Below are 6,906 nucleotides of genomic sequence, written 5' to 3' on the forward strand. Positions count from 1 at the left end.
AGCGCTGGAGCCAGCCTTGCGCTGGATGAAAAAAAAGCCCAGGCGCGATGCCTGGGCTTGGAACCACCCATAGAGGGCAGAGGAGACAACCGTTGGAGGCTGAGCGCTTTTCGCGTCGCCCACGCCCTCTATTATAGCTGGCTGATATTGCGGTGCAACATTTTTGGCGTCACGAGGCGGTGCTCGTGTCGTTCTGGAGACAGTCGTATGGAATGCTCGGTGACCTGGACCGGCGCCCTGGGTGCCGGCTCGAACATGGGTTTCGTGGCCGCGACGGGCAGCGGGCACGTGGTGGCGATGGACGGCGCGGTCGACCCCGCCCAGCCGCAGACCAGTGGCGCCAATCTGGCCCCACGCCCGATGGAGCTGGTGCTGGCAGGCACGGGTGGCTGCACCGCCTATGACGTGGTGCTGATCCTGCGCCGGGGCCGCCACGACGTGCGCGGCTGCCAGGTGCAGCTCAAGGCCGAACGCGCCGAGACCGACCCCAAAGTGTTCACCGCCATCCACATGCACTTCGTGGTGCACGGCAAGGGCGTGCCGGCCACTGCGGTGGAGCGCGCCATCGCGCTGAGTCACGAAAAATACTGCTCGGCCAGCATCATGCTGGGCAAAACGGCCGCCATCACCACCAGCTACGAGGTGGTCGACGTCGCTTGACGGGCAGCGGTGCCAGAGCGCCGGCGTCAGATCCGGTGCGCGACCGTGGTCATGACTTTGGCGGCGGCGCGCATGACCCATTTGACGGGGGCCGGCAACTCGACCCCGCCGGCCTGCTGCGCCTCGCGTGCGTGGCGGACTTCGTCCGCTTTCATCTGCGCCACGATGGCGCGTGAGGCCTGGTCGGGCACGGGCAGGCGCTCCAGGTGGCCGTCCAAGTGAGCCTCGACCTGGCGCTCGGTCTCCACCACGAAGCCCAGGCTGATGCCGCGCCCAGCCAGCCCGGCACCCAGGCCGATGGCGAGCGCCCCGGCATACCACAGCGGGCACAGCAGCGAGCGGCGGTCGCCCAGTTCGTCCAGCCGCTGCTGACACCACGCCAGGTGGTCGGTTTCGTCCTGCGCGGCAGCCTCCAGATGGCGGGCGGTGCGCTCGCGCGTGCGGGCGTCGCCCGGTCCCAAGCGCGCGGCCAGCGCCTGGCCGGTGTAGAGTGCCTGGGCGCAGATCTCGCCGACGTGGTTGACGCGCATGAGCGCCCCCGACAAGCGCCGCTCCTCGGGCGACAGTGGCGCCGCCTCGCTACGTTGCCCCGACGCGGCACCCGGTGTGGGGCGTGCCGCGTGGTGCGGGGCCAGCAGCGTACGCAGCGCGTTGTCCGCGGTGATGAGCAAGGCGTCGGTCACGGTCGTCATGGCAAGCATGCTAGCCCAAACCGTCATGGCGCGGGTTTGATCTCGGTCACGACATACGCGCCCTGGTGTTTCTGGGCGCGAAAGCGCACTTTCATTCCCACTTGCAGGCCTTGCAGCATACTCGGGTCACGCACCTGAAAGACCATGGTCATGGGCGGCATATCCAACTCGGCGATCTCGCCATGGCGCAGCGTGATCTTGCCCGCGCTCGGGTCGAGGCGACGCACCTCGCCGTCGGCCCAACCGGGCTCCGCCCCCGGTGTGGCAGCGGTCGGCGCCTGTGTCTGGTGGTAGCTGGCATAGACCCGGGTAGTGCCGTCGCGCTGCACCAGCAATACATCGTACGGGTCGCGGCGGCCACCGTACTCGGGGCCGTCCATGCCGGGGCTGCCGACCGGCATGCGCGGCACGGCCAGTCCCAGCGCCGCCGGACGCTCGCGCAACAGCCGTTGGATGTCACTGGCGGGCACGTGGCCCTCGATCACATAGCCCCCCACGCGCGCGGTGTGGCACGAACCCAGCGCCTGGGGCATGCCGAGCCGCTGGCGTGCGGCGGTGTTGCCCACGTCGTGCGCCCGTACCCGAAACCCGTGCGCTTGCAGGTGGCGAATCCAGTCGTTGCAGCAGCCGCAGTTGGGGTCTTTCCACACCTCCACCTGCGGGGCTTCGGGCGCTTGTGCCAGCGCCAACCCCGCGGCGCTGGCGGCGATCCAGCCTGCACTCAGTCTGAGACAGTCGCGTCGTTTCATCGCGTGTTCCCCTTCTGCGCGGGTTCGACCCGGATACGTCCGACCATGCCGGCCTCGAAATGGCCCGGTATCAGGCAGGCGAACTCGAAGTCACCGGGGCGGTTGAAATGCCACACGATCTCGCCCGTCTGGCCCGGGGCCACGTGTGCCATGTACGGTTCGTCGTGTTCCATGCCCGGGTGTTTTTTCATGAGTTCGGCGTGGGCGGCGAGTTCCTCGGGCGTGCCGATGACGATTTCGTGCAGGACGCGGCCACGGTTGACCGCGCGCAGCCGCACCGTCTCGCCCTCGCGCACGGTCAGCCGGTCGGGGGTGAAGCGCATGTCGTCGCTCATGCGGATCTCGATGGTGCGGCTGACGCGGGCCGGATCGCCAGCGATACCCCAGGGCTTTTGCTCGGCTAGCATGGCGGCGCGCGCGGGGGCACCATGGCTGCCGTGGTGGCCCTGGGGGCCGTGGGCGGCGGCGTTCAAGGGCAGCCAAGCGGCCAGCGCCAGTGCCGCCAGACGTTCAATGGTGATGACCATGGTGAGCTCCTTGGGGTTTGCGGGCGTCGTAGGGGGCAGCGGCGGGCGCGGGCTGCGGCGACCGCGCGTCGGCCGGGGCAGCCACGTTGGCAGCGGGCCGGGCTTGGGTGCCGGGCGGCTGTCGGTACCAGCCCGGGTCCCGGTAGTCGCCGGGTGCCAGGTCGCGCCGCACCTTCAGGGTGGTGAACATGCCGCCCATCTCGATCGGGCCATAGGGGCCGCGGCCCGTCATCATGGGGGCGGTGTTGTCGGGCAGCGGCATTTCCATCTCGCCCATGTCGGCCATGCCGCGCTCGCCCATGACCATGTAGTCGGGCACCAGCCGCTGCAGGCGGTGCACCAGCCCGCGGTGGTCGACACCGATCATGGTGGGCACGCCATGCCCCATCGGACCCATGGTATGGTGGCTCTTGTGGCAATGCATGGCCCAGTCGCCTTCCTCGTCGGCGATGAATTCGATCTGCCGCATCTGGCCCACCGCGATGTCCACCGTGACCTCGGGCCAGCGCGATTCGGGCCGCGTGGGGCCGCCGTCCGTGCCGGTGACCTCGAACTCGATGCCGTGGATGTGGATGGGGTGGTTGGTCATGGTGAGGTTGCCGACGCGTACCCGCACCCGCTCGCCCAGGCGCGCCACCAGCGGGTCGATGCCGGGGAAGACGCGGCTGTTCCAGGCCCAAATGTTGAAGTCGAGCATGGTGTTGACGTTGGGCGTGCGCGCTCCGGGCGTGACGTCGAAGGCGTTGAGCAAGAAGCAGTAGTCGCGATCGACGTCGGCGATCCAGGGGTGTCGGCCCTTGGGGTGGGTGACCCAAAAGCCCATCATGCCCATGGCCATCTGCACCATCTCGTCGGCATGGGGGTGGTACATGAAGGTGCCGGGGCGGCGGGCGACGAATTCGTAGACGAATGTCTGGCCCGGCGGAATTTGCGGCTGGTTGAGGCCGCCCACCCCGTCCATACCGTTGGGCAGGCGCTGTCCGTGCCAGTGAATGGTGGTGTGCTCGGGCAGCCGGTTGGTGACGTAGATGCGCACCCGGTCACCCTCGACCACCTCGATCGTGGGGCCGGGGCTGCTGCCGTTGTAGCCCCACAGGTTGACCGAAAAGCCGGGGGCGAATTCGCGCACCACGGGCTCGGCCACCAGGTGGAACTCCTTGACCCCGTCCTTCATGCGAAACGGCAGCGTCCAGCCGTTGAGGGTGACGACGGGCCGGTAGGGTCGACCGGCGCCAGTCACGCCCGGCGGCGTCCATGGCGCGGCGGTGTCCGTGCTCGTGCGGATGACGGGCTCGGGCAGACCCGCCAGCGCGTGGCGGCCCACCGCGGCGCTGGCCACCGCGGCGGTGCCCACCAGCGCTTGAGTGAAAAAACGACGTCGTTGCATGATCAGTGTCCTTTCGCGGCGGGGGTGGCGGCGTCACCGACGGGGCCGTCGGCGCGCGGTGTGTAGGGCAGTGCGGCCAGCACCGCTTGCAAGTCCAGCCAGGCCAGCCAGGCATCGCGCGCGGCGGCCACGCTGGCTTGTTGGGTGGCCAAGCGCTCGCGCGTGGCCGCCAGCAAATCCCAGGTGCTGGCCAGCATTCCGTTGACGCGCAGCAGGGTTTCGTCTTCGAGCGCTTGGGCCAGCGGGAGCAGGCGCTGCTGGGTCTGCTGCCAGCGCTGCGTCTGGTGGTGCGCTGCAGCGAGCGCCAGCTCCAGATCGGTGTCGAGCTGTTGCGCCCGCTGCGCTTGCGCTTGCTGGGCGAGCAGCGCTTCTCCCCACGCGTGGGGCCAGCGGCGCGTGGGCGGATCGCGGTCGGCCAGCGCGGCGTCGAGGTTAGCGCGGGTCGCATCGGCCAGCGCGCGCTCGATGAGCGCCCAGGTGGCCGGCGCCAGCGCGGCCCGCGTCCGCTCGGCGTCTTGTTGCACCTGCTCCCATGCCGGGTCGTGGTCGCGCTGTTGGGTGGCCAACTGGGGGCGCTGCCCCTCGTCGGGGGGCGCAGGGGGGGCGGGCAAGGTCGGGGGCAAGCGTTGCGCCAGCGCCGTGGGTGGGTCGGCCAACCCCAGCCGCTGGCGCAGCCGAAGCAGTGCCTGTTGCTCGCGCCAGCGTGCCTGCTGCAGACGTGCCTGCACGTTCTCTAGCACCAGCGCCTCGCGCTGCAGGCGCTCGGCGCTGAAGTGGCCCACCTGGTGCATGCGCCGAGCCAGCTCGTGGCCGATGTCGGCCGCCTCGGCCATCCGTTCGGCCAGGCGGCTTTGCTCACGCGCCGCTACGGCGTCGATCCAGGCCGTTTGCGCCGCCAGCGCCACGCGGGTGGCGGCTTGGGCGCGCTGGCGCCGCTCGCGCTCGCTGAAGGTGGGCATGAGCAGCCAGGCGGCATCGGCGCGCAGGGCATGCTGGACGGCGGCGTCCAGGGTCAGCGGATCCCGCGGCGGTTCGTCGTCGGCCGGCGCACCGGTCCAGCCCTGGGCCTGTTCCCAGCGCAGCAGGTCTGCATGCCCGCGCGGGAACGCGCCCACCGTGTCGTTGGCGGCACGCCAGGCGGCGGCCGGATCAGCAGTGGGCAAAGGGGCCGCAGCCGCTGTGTGTGGGGTGTCGGGCACCCGGTCTGATTTGGGAGCCGGGTGGCTGTGGACTTGGGCATGGGCGGTCGGCAGCCAAGCCAAGGCCAACAGGCCCAGCAGGCGCCAGCCCATCGGGGGGTACGGCATGATGGTCGATCTCCTGAAAAAACCTCAGAACGCACGGCAGCCCGTAGGCGGCCGAGACGGTGCAGCGGTGTTCAGGCGATCGGGGGCTTGCGCGGCGGTGCCGGAAGGAGGGTGGGGGGCAGGGGCACCTGGGTCAGCGCCCAGTGGTGCTTGATGCTGTCGGACGCCCGGGCCGGGTGAGACAGGACCAGCGGCGGGTTGTGACAGACGTCACACACAGCGCACGCGGCATGGCCTGCAGCTGCCCACGGGTCACAGCCCGCGTGTGTGCCTGCGGATGGCTGCACGGAGGCGTCCTCAGGGGCGCCGTGAAGCGATCCATGATCGGCGTGAGAAGGGCCATGCGCTGGCGCCAGTGCCATGCTGGCGGCGACGTACCCGGCCGACGCGTCAGCGGCGCACGGCTGCAGCGGCATGGTGCCCGCCGCCCACAAGCGCCAGGGCAGCAGTACCAGCAAGCACCAAAGCATCCATCGCCGCATGAATGCGATGATAGCGGGCTTTCGGATGTCCGGGGGGCGACGAGTTCATTCGGCGCGGCGCGGCCGCTGCGGTCCGCCGGGCGGCAGCGCGAGCGTGGCCAGCGCCGCTGCGACGAATAGTGCGCCCAGCCAGGACAAGCGTTCGAAGCCGACGACGGCCAGCGCGGCACCGCCGATGGCCGAACCCAGCGCCGTGCCGATATAGACCATGGAGGCATTCACGCTCAGCAACAACGGGGCTTGTGTGAAGGCCAGCTCTGCCAGGCGGGATTGCTGCGGCGTCATGAGCCCGAAGCCGCACACCGTCCACACGGCAAACACGGCCGCCGTCCACGCCAGGTGGCCGGCCGTCCATGGCACGGCCACCATGACCAGCGACAGGATGCCCAGCAGCAGCGCGATCGTGCGCCGCGGGCCCAGTTGGTCGGCAGCCCATCCCCCCAGGAGCGTTCCAGCGACGCCCGCCAGACCGATGCCGGCCAGCAGAGCGCTCAGTCCGTTCGGGCTCAGCGGGTTCAAGGCCAGCTGCACCGGCCCCATGTAAGCGGTGACGATGAAAATGCCCGTGAAATACAGCAGCGTCAGCAGCAGCGCCGACACGACGTCGCGCCGCCGCAGCAGGGCGCCGACACCCACCAGCGGCGTCGCACCGGCGGACACGCCGCGGCGGAGGTTGCGCTGCAATGCCCAGACCATTCCCAGCGCGGCCAGGCCCACGGTCAGCAGCGGCCAGCGCCAGCCCCACTGCAGCCCGACCCAGGCGCCATAGGGCATGCCCAGCACGTAGCTCAGGCTCATACCCAGGAAGGTGCGCGACAGCGCTCGCCCGCGCTGGGCCGGGCCGGCCATCTGGACCGCCAGTCCTGCCGCCACGGGCGTGAACACGGCGCCCGCTCCCATCAGGACGCGGCCCGCCATCAGCATGGCCAGGTTGGGCGCGACGGCGCCCAGCAGCGCGCCCAGCGCGTACAGGCCCAGCGCCAGTCGCAACACCGTGGCGCGTGGCCACCGGGCCGTGGTGGCCAGCAGCAGCGGGGCGAGGATGGCGTTGGCCAGCGCGTAGACCGTCATCGTCTGACCCGCCGCGCCCACGCTGACGCCC

7 protein-coding genes are annotated in these 6,906 nt (G+C 70.4%); 1 reads left to right on the forward strand and 6 read right to left on the reverse strand.

What is annotated here, in order from left to right; all coding sequences use genetic code 11:
* Window positions 1-207: 207 nt before the first annotated feature.
* The gene (locus Q0716_RS02480; RefSeq protein ID WP_299019284.1) at window positions 208-660 is read left to right on the forward strand and encodes an OsmC family protein; all 453 of its coding nucleotides are present in this window, start codon (window positions 208-210) and stop codon (window positions 658-660) included.
* 26 nt (window positions 661-686) lie between these two features.
* On the opposite strand, the gene coq7 is transcribed toward Q0716_RS02480, so the two are convergent.
* The 6 genes from coq7 to Q0716_RS02515 form a co-directional block, all read right to left on the reverse strand.
* Window positions 687-1,352, reverse strand: a complete 666-nt coding sequence (gene coq7, locus Q0716_RS02485) for a 2-polyprenyl-3-methyl-6-methoxy-1,4-benzoquinone monooxygenase (protein ID WP_299019286.1) — start codon at window positions 1,350-1,352, stop codon at window positions 687-689.
* Between the two features lie 23 nt (window positions 1,353-1,375).
* Window positions 1,376-2,101 carry a DUF411 domain-containing protein gene (locus Q0716_RS10920; protein ID WP_366139710.1) on the reverse strand — a complete coding sequence of 242 codons (726 nt, stop codon included), beginning with the start codon at window positions 2,099-2,101 and terminating at the stop codon, window positions 1,376-1,378.
* A complete protein-coding gene (locus Q0716_RS02500) occupies window positions 2,098-2,628 on the reverse strand; it encodes a cupredoxin family protein (RefSeq protein ID WP_299019288.1) in 531 nt (176 codons plus the stop codon). Before Q0716_RS02500 ends, Q0716_RS10920 begins: the two co-directional genes overlap by 4 nt.
* A complete protein-coding gene (locus Q0716_RS02505) occupies window positions 2,612-4,015 on the reverse strand; it encodes a copper oxidase (protein WP_299019290.1) in 1,404 nt (467 codons plus the stop codon). Before Q0716_RS02505 ends, Q0716_RS02500 begins: the two co-directional genes overlap by 17 nt.
* Window positions 4,016-4,017: 2 nt before the next feature.
* Window positions 4,018-5,322 (reverse strand): TolC family protein, encoded by a 1,305-nt coding sequence (locus tag Q0716_RS02510; protein WP_299019292.1) that lies wholly within the window; start codon window positions 5,320-5,322, stop codon window positions 4,018-4,020.
* Window positions 5,323-5,849: 527 nt separating this feature from the next.
* Window positions 5,850-6,906 (reverse strand): MFS transporter (locus Q0716_RS02515; protein ID WP_299019294.1); only part of this gene is annotated, 1,057 nt, incomplete at its 5' end.

This window comes from uncultured Tepidimonas sp. (assembly GCF_938045175.1).
GTDB lineage: Bacteria > Pseudomonadota > Gammaproteobacteria > Burkholderiales > Burkholderiaceae_C > Tepidimonas.

Excerpts from the sequence above, each read along its gene's own strand:
- Q0716_RS02480 (WP_299019284.1), top strand. The coding sequence starts at position 208 with ATGGAATGCTCGGTGACCTGGACCGGCGCCCTGGGTGCCGGCTCGAAC.
- coq7 (WP_299019286.1), bottom strand. The coding sequence starts at position 1,352 with ATGACGACCGTGACCGACGCCTTGCTCATCACCGCGGACAACGCGCTG.
- Q0716_RS10920 (WP_366139710.1), bottom strand. The coding sequence starts at position 2,101 with ATGAAACGACGCGACTGTCTCAGACTGAGTGCAGGCTGGATCGCCGCC.
- Q0716_RS02500 (WP_299019288.1), bottom strand. The coding sequence starts at position 2,628 with ATGGTCATCACCATTGAACGTCTGGCGGCACTGGCGCTGGCCGCTTGG.
- Q0716_RS02505 (WP_299019290.1), bottom strand. The coding sequence starts at position 4,015 with ATGCAACGACGTCGTTTTTTCACTCAAGCGCTGGTGGGCACCGCCGCG.
- Q0716_RS02510 (WP_299019292.1), bottom strand. The coding sequence starts at position 5,322 with ATGCCGTACCCCCCGATGGGCTGGCGCCTGCTGGGCCTGTTGGCCTTG.